A 17,439-nucleotide genomic window follows, 5' to 3' on the forward strand; every position below is an offset into this window, starting at 1 on the left:
CCTTATTCTGCAGCCTGCGGGTAGCCGATCGTCGCCATCGGCTTGAACTCGTGCTTGTCCTTGCCGGAAACACGCTCCGACCAGGGATCGACCTGGGCAAATTTCTGGGAGAAGACGAAGCGGTCGTAATAGGCCGTGCGCTTTTCGGCATCGTCCATGATCTGGCGGCGGATTTCATCCAGGCCGACGCGCTTGGCCCATTTGTAGATGCGCTCGAGATAACGGGCCTGCTCGCGATACATCTGCGTCAGCGCCACGATATGCTCCAGCGCCTCGTCCTCGGTCCGAACGAGCCCAAGGACCTCCGTTCCCTTGATGTCGAGACCGGCAGCACCCGCGAAGTGAATCTCGAAACCGGAATCCACGCAGATTACGCCGATATCCTTGCAGGTTGCTTCCGCACAGTTGCGTGGGCAGCCGGAGACGGCCATCTTCAGCTTGGCCGGCGTCCACGAGCCCCACATGAATTTCTCGATGCGAATGCCGAGACCAGTGGAATCCTGCGTGCCGAAACGACACCAGTCGGAGCCGACACAGGTCTTCACGGTACGCAGGCCCTTGGCATAGGCCTGGCCGGAGATGAAGCCGGCCTTGCCGAGATCGGCCCAGACGGCAGGCAGGTCTTCCTTCTCGATGCCGAGCAGGTCGATGCGCTGGCCGCCTGTTACCTTCACCATCGGGATTTCGAACTTGTCGACGACATCGGCGATGGCGCGCAGCTCGTTCGAATTGGTGACGCCGCCCCACATGCGGGGAACGACCGAATAGGTGCCGTCCTTCTGGATGTTGGCGTGGACGCGCTCATTGATGAAACGCGACTGGTAGTCGTCGGCATATTCGTCCGGCCAGTCGCAGACGAGGTAATAGTTGAGTGCGGGCCGACATTTGGCGCAGCCGCAGGAGGTCTTCCATTCCAGCTCCTGCATGACGGCAGGGATGCTCTTCAGCCCCTTTGCCTTGATCAGGCGGCGGACGTCGTCATGGCCGAGTTCTGTGCAGGTGCACATCGGCTGGACGGCGGCCGGGTTGTAGCCGTCGCCGAGCGTCAGTGCCATGAGCTGCTCGACGAGGCCGGTGCACGAGCCGCACGAGGCGGATGCCTTGGTGTGGGCGCGCACGTCATCGAGCGACGTCAGCCCTTTGCTCGAAATAGTCGAGGTGATCTTGCCCTTGCAGACGCCGTTGCAGCCACAGATCTCCGCGTCATCCGGCAAGGCTGCAACGGCCGCCATAGGGTCCAGCGGCGACCCTCCCTGATAGGCCTGACCGAAGATCAGCGTCTCGCGCATCTCCGAAATATCGGTCGCCTTCTTCTTCAGATCGTTGAACCACGCGCCATCGGCGGTTTCGCCGTAAAGCACGGTGCCGATGATCTTGTTGTCCTTCAGCACGAGACGCTTGTAGACGCCGGCTGAAGCATCGCGCAGCACGATTTCCTCACGGTCGTCGCCATCGGCGAAATCACCAAGCGAATAAAGCTCGATGCCGGTGACCTTCAGCTTGGTCGGCGTGTCTGCATGCACGAAAGCGGGCGAGCGATCGCCGGAGAGATGTGCGGCGGCAATGCGGGCCATCTCGTAGAGCGGGGCGACGAGACCATAGACCATGCCGCCCACTTCGGCGCATTCGCCGAGTGCAAGGATATTGCCGTCCGAGGTCTGCATGCCGGCATCGACGACGATGCCGCGGTTGACCGCGAGACCGGCATCCTTTGCGAGGCCCACACTCGGACGAATGCCGACGGCCATCACAACCAGCGTTGCCGGGATGATACGGCCGTCGTCGAGTTCGATGCCCTCGACCTTGCCATTGCCGACGATCGCCTTGGTGTTGGCCTTGCAAATGACCTTGATGCCGCGTTCCTCGACCGCCTTTTGCAAGAGATAGCCGGCGGCCGGATCGAGCTGGCGCTCCATCAGCGTCGGCATCACGTGCAGCACGGTGACGTCCATGCCGCGCTGGGCAAGACCGGCGGCGGCTTCGAGGCCAAGCAGGCCGCCACCGATGACGACGGCCTTTTCGCGCGACTGCGCGGCAAGCAGCATGGCCTGCACGTCGTCGAGATCGCGATAGGTGATGACACCGGGCAGATCCTTGCCGGGGACGGGGATGATGAAGGGCACGGAACCGGTGGCGATGACCAGCTTGTCGTAGCTTTCGGTGACGCCGTGGTCGGAGGTGACTGTCTTGGCGACGCGATCGATGTTGACGATCTTGTGGCCCTTGTAGAGCATGATGCCGTGCTTGATATACCAGCCATCGCCATGAATGATGATCTGTTCGTAGTCTTTTTCGCCGGAGAGAACCGGCGACAGCATGATGCGATCGTAATTGACGCGCGGTTCGGCATTGAAGATCGTAACTTCATAGCGTCCGGGCGCCTGTTCGAAGAGGTGCTCCAGCATGCGCCCGGGCGCCATGCCATTGCCGATGATGACGAGTTTTTCGGTCATATTTCCAAATCCTCAGATCAGGTTGCAGCCACGGGCGCGGAGTGTCCCCGGCGCGACAGTTGCTTGACGGACAGGTGCATCCAGACGAGTGAAACCGCGACGATCGCGAACAGCAGCAGGAAGCAGCTGGACCAAAGACCGGTCATGTCTTTGAGGAGGCCAAAGGCGATCGGAAGGATAAAGCCGCCGAGACCGCCCATCATTCCGACGATGCCGCCGACGGCGCCGACGCTTTCGGGGTAATAAGCCGGAATGTGCTTGTAGACGGCAGCTTTGCCCAAGCTCATGAAGAAGCCGAGCACGAAGATGACGACGATGAAGATGACCGGCGTAATAGTGGTAGCGGGCAGCGACAGGATGAGTGTGGCCACGGCCGACACCGCGAACATCGCATACATCACGCTGCGCGCGCCCTTCTTGTCCGACACCACGCCGCCGAGAGCGCGGAAGATGCTGCCGGGGATCGAATAGGCCGCCGCAACCATGCCGGCAGTTTCCAGATTGAAGCCGTAGACGCCGACCAGATAGCGCGGCAGCCACAGGGACAAGGCGACGAAGCCGCCGAAGGCGAAGAAATAGTAGAGCGAGAAGCGCCAGACCTGAACGTTCTGCAGCGGCGCGAATTCCTGGGCAAAGCTCTTCGAGGCGACGCCACGTTCGCGGCGAAGACGGAAAGCCGGATCATCTGACGTGGTGAACCAGAAGACGACTGCCATCAGCGCCAGGCCGACAGCCCAGATCTCGGCAACCGCCTGCCAGCCCCATGCGATGAGCACGAAGGGGGCGGCGAATTTGGTCACGGCCGCGCCGACATTGCCGGCGCCGAAGATGCCGAGGGCCGTTCCCTGCTTCTGCGGCGGGAAGAAAGGCGAGACATAGGCGATGCCGACCGCGAAGGAGCCGCCGGCAAGGCCGACGCCGAGGCCGGCGACCAGCATTTGGGGATAGGTGTGGGCGTAGGAGAGCAGGAAGGTCGCCAATGCGGCGGCCAGCATCGTGAGGGTGTAGACGAGACGGCCGCCGTAACGCTCGGTCCAGATGCCGAGAACGATGCGCACGAGAGAGCCGGTCAAGACTGGGGTGCCGACCAGCAATCCGAACTCGGCCTCGTTCAGTCCGAGATCCTGTTTGATGCGAATGCCGATGATCGCAAAGATCGTCCAGACGGCGAAACAGAGAGTGAAGGCCACAGTGGAGATCCACAGTGCTTTGGCTGGTTCGCCGGCGGACATGGGCGGCACTTTCTCGATGATAGACATGGCTTCTCCGTGGCCCGACAAGGTCGTGCCGATCCATCGCTGGGGGTTAAAACAAAAAAGCCGCTGGTCAGGGCGCGCATACACGAGGTGCGCGAATTATCCTGATCAGCGGCTTTGCTGGTGGCGCCCGCCGTTGGACGCCGAATTCCTGGCCCTTTGGCCTATCTCCCTTAAAGCAATCCCTATGCCGGACTGCTTAAGGGTAAGTCTCTCTGTATCTCGTGAGCCATCCCTTGCTCACTCTGCTCCGATCATCGTTGACCGGTCTTGATAATAACAAAGCAAACGGCGTGCCAATTCGCTTTGTTTGTTTCAATTCATTGAATGTAAAAGATTTTTTAGAAATAAAGCGTCTGCACGTTTTTCAGGCTCTAGTCGGTTGTGCAAATCTTTTGTGCGTTGCGGTAGGGTGCGCGCAGATCCTTGCTGGCGTTTTGTGCAGCCCGAACGACATCAAATCTCGTCGCTGCCGCAAGCGAAGGGCAGGTCGCCTCTGACGGCAAAGCCTGCGACGTATTCCGGCAGTCTTGTGGGATCGAAGACGTGGCCATCCATGAAGCGGTCACTCTCGTCGCCACCTTCGATGCGGATATCCGCATCCTCGGGCGCATTCGCGTCGCCGAGAGCCGCGCGATAGAGATCCGGGCGATAGGCGGAGGCGGCAGCCCGCGCGTGGTTGAGGCTGGTCTCGGCCTGTCCCCAACGGATCATCTGGCTGTAGATCCACAGCGCATGGCTCGGGCGGGGATAATTGGCGAAGCCGGAATGGAACTTGAAGTAATCTGCAATGACACGCCGGTTGCCCCTGGCATCAAGGCTGAATTCGCCGGCGAGCACACGACGGATGATGTCGACGGGAGCGGCGATATAGCGGGGATCAGCGAGAGCGGCCGCCAGCGCGTCATGATTGTCCGGCCGGTCGCACCAACGGGCCGCAGCGTCGAGCGCCACGATCAGCCGGGAAACGGTTTCCGGATGGCTTTCGGCCCAATCCGGTCGCATGCCGATCACCTTTTCCGGGGCCGAGGGCCAGATGTCCTGCTTGGTTGCGACGATGCGGCCGACGCCGCGTTCCGAGGCGATCATGTTCCACGGTGCGCCGACGCAGAAGCCGTCGATGGCGCCGGCCTCCAGCGCGTCCGACGTCAGCGGCGGCGGCACGACGACGAGCTTGACGTCCTTGTCGGGATCGATGCCGCCAGCCGCCAGCCAGTAGCGGAATTCGTAATTGTGGGAGGAGAAGGGGTAGGTGACGCCAAAGGTTGGCAAGGGCTCGCCGCGCGCCTTCATCGCCGCGACTGTATTTGCCAGGGCGCGAGCATTGTCGAGCGCGCTTGCCGTTTCCGACAGGCCGGTGCTCTCCCGCATCCTCTCGAAAAGCCGTGTCGACAGCGTGATCGCATTGCCGCCGCGCCCAAGGGAAAACGGCGTGATCGTCGGCGAGGGGTTGGAGCCGAGGCCGAGCGTGGAGGCGATGGGCATCGGCGACAGCATATGGGCAATGTCGAACTGGCGGAACGCCAGGCGGTCGCGGACATTCGCCCAGGAAACGTCCTTGACGAGCTCGAGCGTCAGGCCTTCCTTGCGGATAAATCCGAATTCCGCCGCGGCGATCAGTACCGATGCATCAACGAGCGGAATGAAGCCGGCCCGCAGCACCTTGGCGCCTTCGCGGTTTACGCGCGCCGGCAAGGGCAGTCCACCGCTCACATCGGCGATCTCAGTCATCATATCCACTCCGGTTTCCTCCGGAAATTCGCCAAATCGGCTCTCACATCAAAAGTCCCGCAGCGGTGACAACGCTCTGGGCGATTTCCGACATCTTCTTCTTCTCGTTCATCGCCGTCTGGCGCAGCAGCGCGAAGGCCTCTTCTTCGGGCAGGCCTTTCATCTTCATCAATATGCCCTTGGCCCGCTCGATTAGCTTGCGCTCCTCCAGAGCCGACCGGGCATCGGCAAGTTCTCGCTGCAGCCGGCTGAAGGCGTTGAACCTGCTCACGGCCATGTCGAGGATCGGCTTGACGCGTTCCTTCTTCAAGCCGTCGACGATATAGGCCGAGACGCCCGCATCGACCGCAGCCTCGATCGAGGCGGTGTCGGAGCGGTCGACGAACATGGCGATCGGGCGGGAGACCGTACGCGTCAACTGGAAAAGATGCTCCATCATGTCGCGGTTGGGATTCTCGATATCGATGATGATCACGTCGGGCATCAGTGTTTCGATGGTACGCGCGATGCCGTGGACCTCATGCACCACGGTGACGTGCGCATGCCCTGCCTCGCGCAGCCCCTCTTCGATGATGGAGGCGCGAATGGCATTTTCGTCGATCACCAGAATCGTCAGATCGCGATGCGTCATGCCTATATTCATGACGCACTGCAGCAATTTTTGCAAGGTGTTCGCCTGAAAAGTGTGCATGAATAAAAGTGCACACAAAATAATCAAATTGCCGTATTTAGGGCAGTAGGACCTCACAACCGCATCGAGCACAGCGCATGCGGGACGCGGCATAGGCAGTGTCACTCCGGCCGACTGCTCGAAATGAGGTCGCCGACTATTGCGCCTGTTTTCGTGAGGCCGGCGGCGAACCATCGGTCTATCATTGCGCGCGTCCGCGGGAAAAATAATGCGGCGGCAGGTCGGAAATCGAAAGAGCATGCCTTCGGTTATCGTGGTATATAACCTACTTAAAATCCTGGGATGGGAAGTTTTACCTTCGGCCGGTGCGATCGATGACCGCAATCTTGTGACCGCTTCCGGCGGGCAGATCCCATGGCCTCGATTTGAGATGAATAACATTTAACACAAGGCTTGGAGGGCCGACCATGAGCTTACGCATCAACGATATTGCCCCCGATTTTACCGCCGACACCACGCAGGGACCGGTGAGCTTCCATGACTGGATCGGCAACGGCTGGGCGGTCCTGTTCTCGCATCCGAAAAATTTCACGCCCGTCTGCACGACCGAGCTCGGCGCCATGGCCGGCCTCGCCGGAGAATTTTCCAAGCGCGGTGCCAAGATCATCGGTATCTCCGTCGATCCTGTGGAAAGCCATGCCAAGTGGAAGAACGACATCAAGACCGCCACCGGCTTTGACGTCGAGTATCCCCTGATCGGCGACAAGGACCTCAAGGTCGCCAAGCTCTATGACATGCTGCCGGCCGGAGCCGGCGAAAGCTCGGAAGGCCGCACGCCGGCTGACAATGCGACGGTGCGTTCGGTCTTCATCATTGGCCCGGACAAGAAGATCAAGCTGATCCTGACCTATCCGATGACGACGGGCCGCAATTTCAACGAGATCCTGCGCGCCATCGACTCCATCCAGCTGACAGCCAAGCACCAGGTGGCGACGCCGGCGAACTGGAACCAGGGCGAGGACGTCATCATCACCGCCGCGGTTTCCAACGAAGACGCGATTGCCCGTTTCGGCTCTTTCGACACGGTTCTGCCCTATCTCAGGAAGACCAAGCAGCCGACCGCCTGATTGTCGGTTTCAAGCAGTTCCTTGAGCCGCCGCGGCCATATTGGCCCGGCGGCTTTTTCGTATCGGCTTGAATTCGAGGGCAGATATGGAATTGGGGAAGCTTCAGGACGTCATCGATGCTATCTAGGATTCAGCGTCACGGTGGAAGTTCGAACCTGCTGAGATCCGATGATAGGGCGAAAGCGTCAGTCCGGCATTGGGAAGAGACCGGCGAAGGCCATGCTTTCGCTCTGCCTTCTGTTTTCTCAAGTGGACACGACAGAGGCCCGGCCGGAGGGGAGTGTCGCGCCGCCGGCCTGTCTGTATTCGGGATCTTCGGCGTCGGCATCAGGCGAGACGCTCTGCATTCGGAAGGAGAGTTTCAATCGCGATCTCTGCGTCGCGATCGAGCATTTCGCCGAGGCCAACCAGTTGCCGCCCGATTATTTCGCCCGGCTCATCTGGCGGGAGAGCACTTTTCGCCCCGATGCGGTCAGCTTCAAAGGAGCGCAGGGCATAGCGCAATTCATGCCGGGAACGGCTAAACTCCGAGGCCTCGAAGACAGTTACCAGGTGCTGGAAGCCCTGCGGAAATCGGCGCAATATCTCGATGAATTGCGCAATCGGTTCGGCAATCTCGGCCTGGCCGCAGCCGCCTACAATGCCGGCGAAAACGGCCTCGCCACTTACCTTGCAGCAGGCAGATTACCTTACGAGACGCGCAGCTACGTGATGGCGATTACCGCACACACGGTCGAGGAATGGAAGGATAACCCACCGGAAGATGCGGCGGTCCCGCTCGACAAGGACAAGCCCTTTCTCGATGGTTGCGTGGCGCTTGCCGAAAGGCGGACGTTGAAAGACACACCCTGGCGTCAGGAGGGCAATTGGGCTCCCTGGGGTGTTCAGCTTGCGGCAAATGCGGATGCAGGGATCGCCCGGCGCCTGTTCCTCGATGCCGTCGAGGACCTGCCCGCGCCTCTAAATGCGGAGCAGCCGCTGATCCTGCGCCAGCGCGACCGCAGCTTCGGTTTTCGCCCGCGTTATGCCGCCCGCATCGCCCGGCAGACGCGCGTGGAAGCCAGTGATGTCTGCAACCAGATCAAGAAACATGGCGGCAGCTGTCTGGTTTTCAAGAATCGATAACGGGTCCGTCGATCCACTCTCGATGACGAAAAGTTCGCTTGCAGGATCGCGGGAAGGCGCATCATATTCGGCGCGAAAATGAAAAGGGAGAACGACGATGCGGGTTTTGGTAATCGGGGCAACGGGCCATGTCGGAACCTATCTGGTTCCACGCCTTGTCGAGGCAGGTCACGAGGTCGTCACCATCAGCCGCGGCACGGCAAAACCCTATACGGCGAACCGCGCCTGGGCGTCCGTCGATCAGCGGCAGATGGACCGTGCAGAGATGGAGCGGACCGGTGAATTCGCTCCGGCTGTGCGTGCTTTGAAAGCCGATATCGTCATCGACATGATCTGCTTCACGCTGGAAAGTGCGGAGCATCTGGTGGCGGCCCTGTCAGGGCATGTCGGACATTTCCTCCATACCGGTACGATCTGGACGCATGGCTATCCGACGACCGTGCCGACGGCGGAGGAGGCGCCGAAGTCTCCGTTCGGTGACTACGGCATACAGAAGGCGGCGATCGAAACCTATCTCCTGCAGCAGGCAAGGCTTCGAGGATTTCCGGCAACCATCATTCATCCCGGCCACATTGTCGGCCCCGGCTGGGCGCCGCTCAATCCGGCCGGTAATTTCAACCCGCAGGTCTTTTCGACGCTTGCCCGGGGAGAGGCTTTGGCGCTGCCCAATTTCGGGCTGGAGACTGTTCACCACGTCCATGCCGATGACGTCGCGGCGATGTTCATGGGCGCGGTCGCCAACTGGAATGCGTCGATCGGCGAAAGTTTCCATGCTGTTTCGGAGAAGGCGCTGACGCTTCGCGGCTACGCGGAAGCCATGTCGCGATGGTTCGGGCATGGGCCGAAACTCAGCTTCGCGCCATTCGAGGTCTGGGCCGAAAGCCAGACGAAGGAGGATGCGACGGCGACATGGGAGCATATCGCCCGCAGCCCGAATTGCTCGATCGCCAAAGCCCAGCGCCTTCTTGGTTACACGCCGAGATATACGTCCCTGCAGGCGGTGCAGGAATCGGTTGGCTGGCTGGTGGGGCAGGGGCGGATCGAGACCTGAGGCTAGCGGATCAGGATCGCCCGGAAATCATTGACGTTGGTTCCGGTCGGTCCGGTCTCGAAGAGGTCGCCGATGGCCTTGAAGGCGGAATAGCTATCATTGCCGTCGAGCAGCCGGCGCGGGTCGAGGCCGGCAGCGCGCAGGCGCCTCACGGTGCTTCCGTCGGCAAAGGCGCCGGCATTGTCTTCCGATCCGTCGATCCCGTCCGTATCGGCTGCCAGGACATGAATGCCCTCCTGTCCATCGATCGCCAGCGCCGTGGCGAGGGTGAATTCGCCATTACGCCCGCCCTTGCCGCCCTTGGCACGCAGCGTCACCGTCGTTTCGCCACCGGAGAGGATGACGACGGGCTTCGAAAACGGCCGGTCGCGGCCGAGCACTTCGCGGGCGATCGCCGCATGTACCAGCGCCACGTCGCGCGATTCCCCCTCGATCGCATCCGACAGGATGACGGGCGTGATGCCCTGCGCCCTCGCAACGGCCGCCGCCGCCTCCAGCGACACGCCGGCAGAGGCAATGATGTGGTGCTCGTGACCTGCAAATACCGGATCATCGGGTCGCGGGGCGTCCGCCTGCGGTGAATTCAAGTGATCGAGCGCTGCCTGCGGCAGCTGCAGGCCATATTGACGGACGATCTCCAGCGCCTCATGCCGTGTCGAACCATCAGGCACCGTCGGCCCCGAGGCGACATGCGCCGGGTTGTCTCCGGGAATGTCGGAAACGATCAGGCTGACGACCCTCGCTCTGGTCGCTGCAGCAAGTCTGCCGCCCTTGATGGTCGAGAGATGCTTGCGCACGACGTTCATCGCCGAGATCGGTGCGCCGGAGGCGAGCAGCATCTCGTTGAGGGTGATCTCGTCTTCGAGCGCCAGCCCTTCCGGCGGGGCGGGCAGCAGCGCCGAGCCGCCGCCGCAGATCAGCGCGATGACGAGATCGTCTTCTGTCAGTCCGCCAACCGTCTCCATCAGCCGTCTTGCCGCGGCAAGCCCTGCGGCATCGGGTACAGGATGCGCGGCCTCGACGATCTCGATATCGCGCGTCTCGCAGCCATAGCCGTAGCGGGTGACGACCACACCTTCCAGCTTTCCATCCCAGATGCTTTCCAGTGCTCGCGCCATTTGTGCTGCGCCCTTGCCGGCGCCGATCACCACGGTTCTTCCCTTCGGCTTATTTGGAAGCTTCGCCTTGATGCCGGTCAGCGGATCGGCGGCGCGAACCCCCGCGTCGAACAGGCTTTTCAGGAAAGCGCGGGGAGGAGTTAATGTCATCGGTGGTCTGCCTCAGCTATCGGTCGTGATGCGGACTGTCGGCGCATCGCGGTGCCCGCGTCAAGGTCGAAGACCGGGCCAATTGAAGGCAACGGACGTTCTTGAGGGGCGCGGACAGGAAACGAATAGAAAGCATTAACCATACTCCCGTAGACAACGAACAGGATCAAAGGAACGTGTGTTCGATGGCTACTGAAATGACCCGCCGCCCCGTCTCCCGTGAAGGCAGGATTATCGCTTTCCCCTCCGGTACTGGAACCGCCAATATCGAACGCTGCGCCCGTGAACTCGGCCGGCGGCATGGCGCGGATGCAATAGAATTCTGGAAGGCGGAATGCCGCAGGCTTGCCGATCAGCTTCTGGCCGCCGGTATGCCGGAGCGCGATATCGCAGAGCGGGTGATGCAGTTCCAGGAAGATGTTCAGATCGAACTCGTTCTCAGCCACGAAAAGCGGGCCGTCGCCAAATCGCAAAAGCGATAGCGGCAATCGCGGCGGAGCGAACGTCCTCCGGACTGACCTGGGTGCCCCGGGTTTATTGACCGGCTGACGTCACCCGCACGATATTGCCGATATTGTCGGCGATCAGCAGGTCGCCTGATGTGTCGACGACGAGGTCGACCGGCTGCCTGCGCGCCATCCTACAGCTTGCCTGGCCCAATTCGGCGCGCTCGTTGACGACATTCCACAGCGCCTTGGTCTATCTTACTCGAGACCCGTGAAAATTTTACGCGTTCGAAGCTGACGGCGGTCGGGGAGCATGCATATATCTTGAGGAGCAGATGATTTGGGGGATGAGCCGGGAAGGATTCTCCCGTTGATCCAAGTGAATAGCCTTCACGACCCGCGCGTAGCGCAAACTGGAGAAGCATCGATGAACAAATTTCGGGCATTAGTAGCAGCCGGAGCAATCACGCTTGCCGCCATCGCCTCGGGCTGCTCGACCCCTCCGAATTCCTATGGATCGGCATCCGGATATGTGCCGGGAGATTCCATGAACCCGGCCTGCGCGGATGGATTCCGTCCCAACGAGGGCCGTTCGTGCAGCTATTAGAGGCGGTCGGCTCCTGCCCGCAAAGAATGGCAGCCGTCGAATCCGTCAGGTAGGCGCTTCAACATAGAACGGCCACGTGATCTCGTGGCAGCGACGTGACGTCAATCTGTCGCCCGACCCCATTCTTAAGTTAATGGCAGTCGCGTCCTGCGGCAGTCTCTATATCATCCGATCGTCAACGCAAAGGTGGCCGGTTGCGCACGGCCTTTCTTGGCGCAAAGAATACAAAAGGTCGGCGCGAGAGTTCGCGCCGACCTTTCTCAACCATCATCCGCAAAGCGCCAGTTCATCCGTGGTCGCCAGCCATCTGATTTCATGCAGCAAGTGTAGGCGGCTTGTGAATTATCGCAAGGATTATGGAGCTACCGATTTCTGGCTAGAACCGGGATGCAACGTTCCTCCGCTGGATTTGAAATAGGAAACGGTTGTTTCAATCCACTCGGTCCCGGGACCCTGCGGAGCTTCTCGGGCTTCATTCAGCGGTCATCTGATTTGAGAACCCTGAATGTTGATCCCATCTAGTCCACGTACTGAACTTATGGCAGTGCTATCGGATGATCGATTTCATCCTACAATCGCTGCCATCATTCCTGAGGTGCTTGGATTACTGGGGCGAGCGGTATCAAACAGCTATTGTCGGGGCCGTCGCCCTTGTCGGTGTTTGGTACTCTACACGGCCAGCATGGAAGCAACTGCAACTGGCACAAAAAGAGCGCCTTGCGGCAAAATATAGGATGAACAAGGCACTTTACGATATGTTTGACCCTACCGTTTGGTTTTCTTTCGATGGTCCGAAAGAAAGGTGGGAAGCCGATATCGACAAGGCCTTCATAGATGAATGCCAAGACATACTTGCCAAGAAAAAGAGTTTCCTCGCCGATCTTAAAGCAAGGGTTGAAGGTAGTGGAGCAGACGATGATCTCCGCGCCGACGCGCTCAACACGATTGATGAGACTATGGTGAGGGTTAGAGATGCCGACAGAGTCATCGTTGATGCCGAGTTAGGCCGTATCCCCAAGGGTAACATCCACTGGCACACAGTTGGCGAGGGTATCGATATGCTCGGTCTACCGCTCTTTAAAAAGCTCCAGCAAAAGATCTCGGACCGCCAGTCTTCCGTTGTCGAGCGAATCGTCCGCGAGTAACCAAGAAGGTTCAGAGCAAATTCAGTCCCGGCGGCCAAAATATGGGGAGGGGGAGTGAAGAAAAAGCGCTGCTTCGGGATATTCAACGAAACAGGCGATTGCTTGAAAAATGGCTCCCTGGGCCGGCTAAATTTAGCGCTCGACCGCAGTCGCCGCATGACGCCGTCGAGCGCTAACCAACACCATAGGCCGGCGCGATCACCACCCGCGACCACACCAGCGGCGCGCCGGCCGGTTCTATTTCTTCCTGACTTCACCTGGCAAAGCGTCAATTAGTTGATGCACTTTTCCGGTGGCGAACGCGATGTCTTCGCGCGGCAGATGGACCGTTATCTCAATCTCTTCCCACCTGCCGCCATGGTCTTTTGCGAACCTGACAGCGGCTTCCAAAGAGGTGAATTGCACGGCCGGTGCGTTGGCGGTCCAGAACTGCACGCTGCAGTCCGCCGCACTGTAATCTAAAAATGCTTTTTCAGGATCGAGCGCCATGGTGTTTGCTGTACACCGCCGGCGATTGCTTGGCTAGCGAATGCCCACTTTACCGCCGCGCCGCCACAAGCGCCTCCCGGTCTCACAAGCCGGCGGTTATCATCTAATGCGACGACAGGTGCAACTCCGCAAAATGCCTGCGCCTACACCAGCAGTGCGCCGGCCGGTGCTTTTCTAACAAGCGCGCGGCCGTTCATCGGAGGTTAATCCTAATTAACCCAGAATCGTAGCCTGAAAGGATGCGCCGATGAAAATGCTTTGTTCCTCACTTGCAGCCATTGTCTTGTCTGCATCTTTCGCCCTGCCGCTAAACGCAACGCCGATCGTCGTGCCGAATGCAGTACAGATGCACACCTCCGACGTCGAGCAGGTCAAACACCGTCGCCACGGTAATGGATATGCGTATGGCCACTGGAAGAAACAGCGGTACGCGTACCGCGACTGCCGGTATTACGGCTCGTGCTATCGTCCGCGGTACTACGGCTCTCGCGACTATTACGGCCACCGCGACTATTATGGCTACCGCGACGACTACCCCTATCGTCGTCGGTCAGGTGTGACAGTGTATTTTGATTTTTAGTTGCCGGCGCCAAGGACACCGACCTTGGTACCCAACAAGCGCGCCCGTCCGGCATCACCAGCCGGCGGGCAAACCCTTTTCGGCAATACGTTTATCCACAGGCATCGAACCGCAGAAAAAACGCATCAAAAGCGGGGAGAGGAAGTGGGGAAGAAAACGCCTGCTTTCGGATTTATCAACGAAACAGGCGATTGCTTGAAAAATGGCTCCCCGGGCCGGATTCGAACCGGCGACCTGTCGATTAACAGTCGAATGCTCTACCGCTGAGCTACCAGGGATCACTGCTTGGCGCGGTGTGAGTGGGCTAATACAAATGCTTTCCCGATTTGCCAAGCAGTTTTTTCAAAAAAATGAAATGAACTTGTATTTGGGTTGTCTGCGCCCATCTCTGCTGCATGACGAATGGGAATGATCGGGAAGAGACGAAAGGCGGCGCGGAGCGCAAGGTGAAGGCAAGGCGCTTCGGCATCGATCACGCAAGCGGCAGGCTCATGCTCGGCTCCTTCAGCATCGGTTTGCCGCGTTCGCGGATTGCCCGGATGGCAATCGGCATTGCACTCATTTTATGCGGATTCCTTGGCTTCCTGCCGATCCTCGGTTTCTGGATGCTGCCGCTTGGTTTCCTCGTGCTCTCGCACGATCTGCCGGTTGCGCGCCGGCTTCGGCGGCGGCTGGCGGTCTGGTGGCACAGGCGGCGCAAGCCGGCCGGCTGACGACCGACCCGAGGAGGGCTGGTGGAACAGTGGAACGCTTTTCGCATTCGTGGTTTATGGAATCTAACGCTCCACAATGGGCCAGGTGAGGAAATGAAGGCTTTTTTCATGGTCGTCCTGTCGGCGACCATTCTCTCAGGCGTTCCGGCCGAGGCTCAAGGTGTCGATAGCGGCGGTTTCGACGCCCGCGGCATCTGCCGCCGCCCGGAGGGCTGCGTGGTCGATCACGGTCAAAGCGGTTCCAGCGGACCTCGAAACTATCGCAATTTCAACGGCCGTAACGACCGCGACGGGGGAAACCGCGATCGGGATGATCGCCGCTACCGTCAGCAAAACAGAAGTGACAATCCCGGCGCTGAAACCGACCACCCGGCGATCGCGATGAAGGGCACCCCTCTATGGCAGGCCGCCGACGGCCGTTCCGGCTGACATTGGCCGTGCCGATTCGGCCGGAACCCAACAGCTGATTTTTCAGCCGGTGCATCGCTCCCGTTGATCAAGGCTGCGTAGCACCGGGACGAATTCGCTTTTAGTGCTGCCTGAGTGCGCTTGCCTCGAAAGACCCGTCTTGGCCGGGATCGAGGTCGTTCGCCATGAACAGGCTGCAGGCGATGAGGAGGAACGCGAGCTTCAATCCGTAGGACACGGCAGAGAACACTCGTCGCCGGCTCTCTGGCACGCGAGAAGGAGCGATATAATACCTGTAGTAGAAGTGCGGATCATCCGTTTCCAGCAGGTTCTGGTAGACGTGCTGCGGAATATCCAGGTGTTTCACCGGCTGGGAACCGGGAAATTTTACGTGCAGATCTCGAGTTTCGGCATTGTATGCCGCCCGCACGCGATTTGATTTGAGGGCAGCCCAGTCCATATCAGCTCCAATGCAGCTTTCATGCCCTCCCGATGGGGTAAGATGTCCGGCCCCCGGTCGAAGTCAAGCATGGGATTTATGTCAAATACGATCATCGGCAGGAAATGGGACATCGTCGCGGATGTGGAAATTTTAGTCCGCGCCCGGCCGCTCCGGAATGGGAAAGGGCCATTTTCGACAGCGGCGGAACGGCGTTTTTCCGAAATGCCCTCTTGCGATTTCCTTACGATCATTCTAAACGCTCGCCACGGCTCAGATAACGAGCATGTGAGGCCTCGTGGCGGAGTGGTGACGCAGAGGACTGCAAATCCTTGTACCCCGGTTCAATTCCGGGCGAGGCCTCCAAAATTTTCCCACATGACATAGTCGGTCTGGAATGCAGCTCGCTCGGCGTGCGGCATCGATGCCTTGACGTGCTACCAGACCTGCGGTCCCGGCGAAAAATCGAACTGTGCCGGATTGATTCCCTTGAAGTGGTAGAGCGCTTTCAGGCCGCCCTTGCGGATTTGTGCCTGATACGCTGGATCGTTCAACTCCGACCCCTCGTCGATTTCGGCCGCTGCGCCGAGCAGCCGCCGCAGGCCTTGCGGCGAAATCCGGGTAAAGCTGCTGATGTCGCCGCTGCTGTATTTGATCAGCAGCAGACGGGCATCGGCATTATAGTGAAGCGCTTCTATACCGCGCGATTGGATCAGAAAGGTTTGCATGCGCGCACCCATAGCGGAAGGTGAGGGCGCCGCAACAAAATGGTTGATGTAACCTTAATGCGCATAAGGCGGGCGAGGGGAAAGAGCCGCTGTTACAAGGCAACCCGGCGCACGCCGGACCCCTTCGTCGGCATGAGATTGCCGCTTCGCGGCGCTCTGTCGCCTCAGGTCCTTTCGCCGTCCAGCAGCCCGCAGCAGAAGATGACGATGAGCGCTGCGACGATGAAGAAATCGAACAGCGAGAAATATTCGAAAATCGCAGACATGGCCTGCTCCTCCTTCAGAGATGATAACATCAAGGGGTTGAAGATTCCACGTTTGAGCTGCGGCGCTCGTCAGGCCTGCTGTGGCGCGAAAGAAGCGCTCGCCGGATTCTTTGCGCCGGCGGTTGCCAAGCCTTGAAAGCATTCGTGGCGGAGATTAAGAGACGCAGGGACAGGAACCGCTTTTCAAAGAGCGAGAGGACATGATGGATTTCGAAGCTGCGCGCGTAAAGATGGTCGACAACCAGGTTCGCACGACGGACGTTACCTCGCATTCCGTGCTGACGGCGTTTCTCACGGTGCCGCGTGAGGCCTTCGTGCCGGAGAAGGCGAAGCTGCTGGCCTATATCGACAACGATGTCGAGATATCAGCCGCAGCACCCGGAAAGCCAGCCCGCTTCCTGATGGAGGCGTCGCCGCTTGCCAAGCTGCTGCAGCTCGCCGCGGTCACCAAGGATGATTTCGTGCTCGAAGTCGGTTGCGGCACGGGCTACACGTCGGCGCTGCTGTCGATCGTTGCCGGTTCGGTTATCGCGCTCGAATGCGACGAGCAGCTCGCGGCCGAAGCGAAGACTCAGCTTGCCGGCTACAGCAAACTCGAGGTCGTCACCGGCCCGCTCGAAAATGGTTATGCTGCCGGCGCTCCCTATGATCTGATTTTCATCAACGGTGCGGTCGAGGAAGTTCCGGCAGCTCTTCTCGGTCAATTGCGTGACGGTGGCCGTCTGGTGACGGTCGAGGGTTACGGCAATGCCGCCCGCGCCAAGGTCTTCGTCGCCGAGCGCGGCGCCGTTTCGGAGAACGTCTTCTTCAACGCCTCCGTCAAGCCGCTGCCGGGTTTTGCCAAGGTACGCGAATTCGTTTTCTGAGGCCGTTCTACCGATGAATTCAGCGACGGGCGCCATCGGCGCCCGTTTTTTTGGGCATCGCTGGAAAGCCTTCACAAACATACTTTATCCTGAAGTCGACGCCGCGGACC

At 59.8% G+C, this 17,439-nt stretch carries 18 protein-coding genes and 2 tRNA genes; 11 read left to right on the forward strand and 9 right to left on the reverse strand.

Features of this window, described 5'->3' with window-relative positions:
- Positions 1–2 precede the first annotated feature (2 nt).
- From nirB to EFQ99_RS10210, 4 genes are all read right to left on the reverse strand, one after another.
- A complete protein-coding gene (gene nirB / locus EFQ99_RS10195) occupies positions 3–2,453 on the reverse strand; it encodes a nitrite reductase large subunit NirB (protein ID WP_126920932.1) in 2,451 nt (816 codons plus the stop codon).
- A gap of 17 nt (positions 2,454–2,470) precedes the next feature.
- Positions 2,471–3,712, reverse strand: a complete 1,242-nt coding sequence (locus tag EFQ99_RS10200) for an MFS transporter (RefSeq protein WP_126920933.1) — start codon at positions 3,710–3,712, stop codon at positions 2,471–2,473.
- A 453-nt stretch (positions 3,713–4,165) separates the two neighbouring features.
- Complete coding sequence (locus EFQ99_RS10205; protein ID WP_425376270.1) at positions 4,166–5,440, reverse strand: CmpA/NrtA family ABC transporter substrate-binding protein; 1,275 nt, start codon at positions 5,438–5,440, stop codon at positions 4,166–4,168.
- A 43-nt stretch (positions 5,441–5,483) separates the two neighbouring features.
- Positions 5,484–6,083 (reverse strand): ANTAR domain-containing response regulator, encoded by a 600-nt coding sequence (locus tag EFQ99_RS10210; protein ID WP_126920934.1) that lies wholly within the window; start codon positions 6,081–6,083, stop codon positions 5,484–5,486.
- Positions 6,084–6,538: 455 nt separating this feature from the next.
- Here EFQ99_RS10210 and EFQ99_RS10215 point away from each other — a divergent pair, with 455 nt between their 5' ends.
- The 3 genes from EFQ99_RS10215 (at position 6,539) to EFQ99_RS10225 (ending at position 9,374) form a co-directional block, all read left to right on the forward strand.
- Positions 6,539–7,198, forward strand: a complete 660-nt coding sequence (locus tag EFQ99_RS10215) for a peroxiredoxin (protein ID WP_126920935.1) — start codon at positions 6,539–6,541, stop codon at positions 7,196–7,198.
- 168 nt (positions 7,199–7,366) lie between these two features.
- Positions 7,367–8,323, forward strand: a complete 957-nt coding sequence (locus EFQ99_RS10220) for a lytic transglycosylase domain-containing protein (protein WP_126920936.1) — start codon at positions 7,367–7,369, stop codon at positions 8,321–8,323.
- Between the two features lie 97 nt (positions 8,324–8,420).
- Positions 8,421–9,374, forward strand: coding sequence for an NAD-dependent epimerase/dehydratase family protein (locus EFQ99_RS10225; RefSeq protein WP_126920937.1), 954 nt, complete (start codon positions 8,421–8,423; stop codon positions 9,372–9,374).
- 2 nt (positions 9,375–9,376) lie between these two features.
- Here the strand turns inward: EFQ99_RS10225 and EFQ99_RS10230 are convergent, their stop codons facing one another.
- The gene (locus EFQ99_RS10230) at positions 9,377–10,642 is read right to left on the reverse strand and encodes a glycerate kinase type-2 family protein (protein ID WP_126920938.1); all 1,266 of its coding nucleotides are present in this window, start codon (positions 10,640–10,642) and stop codon (positions 9,377–9,379) included.
- A 185-nt stretch (positions 10,643–10,827) separates the two neighbouring features.
- Here EFQ99_RS10230 and EFQ99_RS10235 point away from each other — a divergent pair, with 185 nt between their 5' ends.
- From EFQ99_RS10235 to EFQ99_RS10245, 3 genes are all read left to right on the forward strand, one after another.
- A complete protein-coding gene (locus EFQ99_RS10235; protein ID WP_126920939.1) occupies positions 10,828–11,124 on the forward strand; it encodes a DUF6074 family protein in 297 nt (98 codons plus the stop codon).
- Between the two features lie 391 nt (positions 11,125–11,515).
- Complete coding sequence (locus EFQ99_RS35465) at positions 11,516–11,695, forward strand: hypothetical protein (RefSeq protein WP_126920940.1); 180 nt, start codon at positions 11,516–11,518, stop codon at positions 11,693–11,695.
- A gap of 554 nt (positions 11,696–12,249) precedes the next feature.
- Positions 12,250–12,840, forward strand: a complete 591-nt coding sequence (locus EFQ99_RS10245) for a hypothetical protein (RefSeq protein ID WP_126920941.1) — start codon at positions 12,250–12,252, stop codon at positions 12,838–12,840.
- 237 nt (positions 12,841–13,077) lie between these two features.
- Here EFQ99_RS10245 and EFQ99_RS10250 read toward each other — a convergent pair whose 3' ends face one another.
- Positions 13,078–13,329, reverse strand: coding sequence for a hypothetical protein (locus EFQ99_RS10250; protein ID WP_126920942.1), 252 nt, complete (start codon positions 13,327–13,329; stop codon positions 13,078–13,080).
- A 247-nt stretch (positions 13,330–13,576) separates the two neighbouring features.
- Here EFQ99_RS10250 and EFQ99_RS10255 point away from each other — a divergent pair, with 247 nt between their 5' ends.
- The gene (locus EFQ99_RS10255) at positions 13,577–13,909 is read left to right on the forward strand and encodes a hypothetical protein (protein ID WP_126920943.1); all 333 of its coding nucleotides are present in this window, start codon (positions 13,577–13,579) and stop codon (positions 13,907–13,909) included.
- A gap of 203 nt (positions 13,910–14,112) precedes the next feature.
- Here EFQ99_RS10255 and EFQ99_RS10260 read toward each other — a convergent pair.
- Positions 14,113–14,187, reverse strand: a tRNA-Asn gene (locus tag EFQ99_RS10260).
- Between the two features lie 117 nt (positions 14,188–14,304).
- Between EFQ99_RS10260 and EFQ99_RS10265 the strand changes: the two genes are divergently transcribed.
- The gene (locus EFQ99_RS10265; protein ID WP_126920944.1) at positions 14,305–14,622 is read left to right on the forward strand and encodes a hypothetical protein; all 318 of its coding nucleotides are present in this window, start codon (positions 14,305–14,307) and stop codon (positions 14,620–14,622) included.
- Positions 14,623–14,715: 93 nt separating this feature from the next.
- Positions 14,716–15,051: a hypothetical protein gene (locus tag EFQ99_RS10270; RefSeq protein WP_245441475.1), complete on the forward strand. Its 336-nt coding sequence runs from the start codon at positions 14,716–14,718 to the stop codon at positions 15,049–15,051.
- A gap of 100 nt (positions 15,052–15,151) precedes the next feature.
- On the opposite strand, the gene EFQ99_RS10275 is transcribed toward EFQ99_RS10270, so the two are convergent.
- The gene (locus tag EFQ99_RS10275) at positions 15,152–15,490 is read right to left on the reverse strand and encodes a KTSC domain-containing protein (protein WP_126920945.1); all 339 of its coding nucleotides are present in this window, start codon (positions 15,488–15,490) and stop codon (positions 15,152–15,154) included.
- A 271-nt stretch (positions 15,491–15,761) separates the two neighbouring features.
- Here EFQ99_RS10275 and EFQ99_RS10280 point away from each other — a divergent pair.
- A tRNA-Cys gene (locus EFQ99_RS10280) sits at positions 15,762–15,835 on the forward strand.
- Positions 15,836–15,906: 71 nt separating this feature from the next.
- On the opposite strand, the gene EFQ99_RS10285 is transcribed toward EFQ99_RS10280, so the two are convergent.
- Positions 15,907–16,209, reverse strand: coding sequence for a hypothetical protein (locus EFQ99_RS10285; protein WP_126920946.1), 303 nt, complete (start codon positions 16,207–16,209; stop codon positions 15,907–15,909).
- A gap of 454 nt (positions 16,210–16,663) precedes the next feature.
- Here EFQ99_RS10285 and EFQ99_RS10290 point away from each other — a divergent pair, with 454 nt between their 5' ends.
- Entirely contained in the window at positions 16,664–17,329 is a 666-nt protein-coding gene (locus EFQ99_RS10290; RefSeq protein WP_208722741.1) for a protein-L-isoaspartate O-methyltransferase family protein, read from the forward strand.
- The last annotated feature ends 110 nt before the right edge of the window (positions 17,330–17,439 follow it).

This window comes from Rhizobium vallis (genome assembly GCF_003985155.1).
Lineage (GTDB): Bacteria > Pseudomonadota > Alphaproteobacteria > Rhizobiales > Rhizobiaceae > Rhizobium > Rhizobium vallis.